Origin of the sequence: Hymenobacter coccineus (genome assembly GCF_001816125.1) — a bacterium.
GTDB lineage: Bacteria > Bacteroidota > Bacteroidia > Cytophagales > Hymenobacteraceae > Hymenobacter > Hymenobacter coccineus.
The window spans coordinates 1-2,946 of record NZ_MDZA01000225.1 but is presented as its reverse complement, the minus strand read 5'-3'; the positions used below and the strand labels follow the sequence as shown (position 1 = coordinate 2,946).

The window sequence follows — 2,946 nt, the reverse complement described above, 5'->3', positions numbered from 1 at the left end:
CCCAAGCAGCGCGGCGGCCAGCGCCAGCCCGGCCAGTAGCGGCCGGCCGCCGCGGTTCACAAACACTAGCAAGTACGGGTGCGGCAAAACGGGCAGTTAACGGTGAGCAATTTTCAGGGAGCAGTGCGCAAGCGGTGGACAGCGGGCAGTTATTGGGCGGTGAACGAGTGGCTGCCGGCAGTTATTGAGCGATGGCAGCGGAACCCCAGATAACTCCTACTTATTCAATGTGCACTGCTAATGGTTGGCCGACAATTGCTCACTCTTCATTGCCCACCGCCAGCTGGGCGCGCAGGGCGGCCAGCGTGGCCACGGGGCCCCCGGGCGACGAAAACACGAAGTTGCCGGCCACCAGCACGTCGGCGCCGGCCTGCACCAGGGCCCCAGCGTTGTCGGCGTTCACGCCGCCGTCCACCTCAATGAGGGCGTCGGAACCGGTGTCGAGCAGCAATTCTTTGAGGGCGGCGATTTTTTGCAGCGTGTGCGGAATAAACGCCTGGCCCCCGAAGCCAGGGTTGACGGACATCACCAGCACCACGTCGAGATCGGGAGCGATGTCGGCCAGCACCGACACGGGCGTGGCCGGGTTCAGGGCGACGCCGGCGCGGCAGCCCAACTGCTTGATTTGCTGCACCACGCGGTGCAGGTGCGGGCAGGCCTCGTGATGCACCGTGAGGCCGGCGGCCCCCGCGTCGCGGAACGCGGCCAGGTAGTTCTGCGGGTCCTCGATCATCAGGTGCACGTCGATGGGCTGCTTGGCGTAGCGGGCCACGGCTTGCAGCACGGGCAGGCCGAAGGAGATGTTGGGCACAAAGCGGCCGTCCATCACGTCGAAGTGCAGCCAGTCGGCGGCGCTGGTGGCCAGGCGCTCGGTTTCGGCTTGGAGGTTGGCCAAATCGGCGGCCAGGAACGAAGGGGCCAGCAAAGGGGCCCGGCGCGGGTGCATCATGCGGCAAAGGTAGCAAGCCCCGGCCCGGGCCCAACCCAACCGGCGGGGGCCGGTTTCCCGTACTTTGTGGGCGGCGGGCCCCCGGGGCCCCGGCCGCTCGTATTCTTCCCCGCAATTTTGATTCGCATGAAAACCCTCGTTTTAGGAGCCACCGACAACCCCGACCGCTACGCCTACCGCGCCGTGCACGCCCTCCAAACCCACGGCCACGAGGTGGTGCCCGTCGGCATCCGCAAGGGCAGCGTCGGCGGCCTGCCTATCCACACCGACCGCCCCCAGGAAACCGGCGTCGACACCGTGACGCTGTACGTGGGGCCCCAAAACCAGCCCGGCTGGTACGATTACATCCTGGGCCTCAAGCCCCGCCGCATCCTCTTCAACCCCGGCACCGAAAACCCCGAACTCGAAGAACTAGCCCAGCGCGCAGGCATCCAAACCGAAGAGGCCTGCACGCTGGTGCTGCTCTCGATTGGGCAGTATTAAGGGCGGGTTGCGTTAAAAACTGCACCGTATAAAAGATGCCCCGGCCATCCCGCCGGGGCATCTTTTATACGCGGGGGTCCCACGCTACTCGGGTGCCTGCGGAGCCAGTTGCTGCGGGGCAGAGCAGGGAAAAACAGCCAAATCGAGGAAGCCTATTTAGTTGGGTAGGGTATGCGTTTTAATCCTGAAGTGGCCATTCGTGACCACCATGTGGTTCTCCATGAACTGACCGTCTACACGCCGCCACAGGGCCCCGTCAAAAGTGCCTTCTACTACCCCATCTGCGACGCTTAGGATTTTTACCTTGAGGGGAAAGCCGTAACCCGTCCCCCCATTGAAGGTCGTCAGATGGGCCATATCCCCCAATTGTCTCATCTCAACCTCAATTCCTTCGCAGAGCACCGAGTTCGGATGCGGCCACGCAGCGGGCATAGCGCGCTGGAAAACATTTGTGTTAACAAAGGTGATGCTGAGCTGAATATCTCCTTTCGGATTCTGCCGACTCAAAAAGCCATAGTCCACTTTGTTGGCCTCGTTGAAACGAAACAGGCTTGCCTGTCCGGTATCACCATCGGCAGCGCAGTAGAGCGGGTAGCCATCAAAATTGCCGGAGATGTATTCCTCGGCGGGCGGGCTTGATTGCGCCGTGATCAGAAAGCCGGTGGAGGGGTCTTCGGCGGGCCTGAAGGCCGGCGCTGGCGGCACGGGCTGCACTTCGTCGGCCTCCCGGCGGCAGGACGTGAAAAGCACCAGTAGAAGGAGCGGGTAGGCAAGGGCTTTCAGCACGGTATAAACAGGTAATGAGTGAGTTTGCTCATGCAAGTATAAATAGAAATAACCAGATCATGGGGGTTAAAAAAATAAAAAAATTCGGCCAATTCACCCATCCCTCTCCAAATATTAAAGCCCTGCTAGCTGACCTGGGCAGGAGGGCTTTTCAGGTTCTGCGAGGGCCATTTGCATGGCGAAACTGGCAGTCTAGCGGAAGGCATTTCCTACCAAGTGGCCCGTTTGGGGCCCCAGCACTCCCCCGGGCCTTTCTGGCCCGCGGCCTGCTGGGCCCCCAGGGGCCCCAGCGGGCCGTTGCAACCCCGACCATAACAAAAGCCCCCCCACCGGCCGTATGCTTACCCACCGCAACCCGCTACCTCCGGGTTGCTTCCTCTTTCCTTCATCCCATAGCATCATGAAAAAGTCACTCGTTTTTGCCACCCTGTTCTTTGCCGCCGCCGCCACCGCCCAGGCCCAAACCATGCCGGGCATGACGGCCCCGGGCACCACCGGGGCCCCCACGGCGGGCACCACCGTCGTCCCCGTGGTGGGCACCACCCCTAGCGCCCCCGCCACGCCCGGGGCCGTGCTCGGCTCCACTTCCGGCACGGGCCTCGGCACGACGGGCACTTCCACCACGGGCCTGTCGACCAACGGCGCCACCACGGGGACGCCAACGGGCGGCACCACCGCCACCGGCAGCCAGGGCGCCCGCAACGCGCGCCGCGGCAGCACCCCGGTGG

Annotated in this window: 4 protein-coding genes; 2 read left to right on the top strand and 2 right to left on the bottom strand. The window is 63.5% G+C overall.

Annotation, left to right across the window (positions count from 1 at the left end; genetic code table 11):
- Window positions 1-259: 259 nt before the first annotated feature.
- Window positions 260-946, bottom strand: a complete 687-nt coding sequence (rpe, locus tag BEN49_RS13750) for a ribulose-phosphate 3-epimerase (RefSeq protein ID WP_070744298.1) — start codon at window positions 944-946, stop codon at window positions 260-262.
- A gap of 129 nt (window positions 947-1,075) precedes the next feature.
- Between rpe and BEN49_RS13745 the strand changes: the two genes are divergently transcribed.
- A complete protein-coding gene (locus BEN49_RS13745; RefSeq protein WP_070744296.1) occupies window positions 1,076-1,432 on the top strand; it encodes a CoA-binding protein in 357 nt (118 codons plus the stop codon).
- Window positions 1,433-1,588: 156 nt separating this feature from the next.
- Here BEN49_RS13745 and BEN49_RS13740 read toward each other — a convergent pair whose 3' ends face one another.
- Window positions 1,589-2,218 (bottom strand): hypothetical protein, encoded by a 630-nt coding sequence (locus BEN49_RS13740; RefSeq protein ID WP_070744294.1) that lies wholly within the window; start codon window positions 2,216-2,218, stop codon window positions 1,589-1,591.
- Between the two features lie 400 nt (window positions 2,219-2,618).
- Here BEN49_RS13740 and BEN49_RS13735 point away from each other — a divergent pair.
- Window positions 2,619-2,946: hypothetical protein (locus BEN49_RS13735; protein ID WP_204376112.1), on the top strand; the 328-nt coding region annotated here is incomplete at its 3' end.

What these genes read in the sequence shown, in the direction of transcription:
- rpe (WP_070744298.1), bottom strand. Translation starts at nt 946, where the DNA reads ATGCACCCGCGCCGGGCCCCTTTGCTGGCCCCTTCGTTCCTGGCCGCC.
- BEN49_RS13745 (WP_070744296.1), top strand. Translation starts at nt 1,076, where the DNA reads ATGAAAACCCTCGTTTTAGGAGCCACCGACAACCCCGACCGCTACGCC.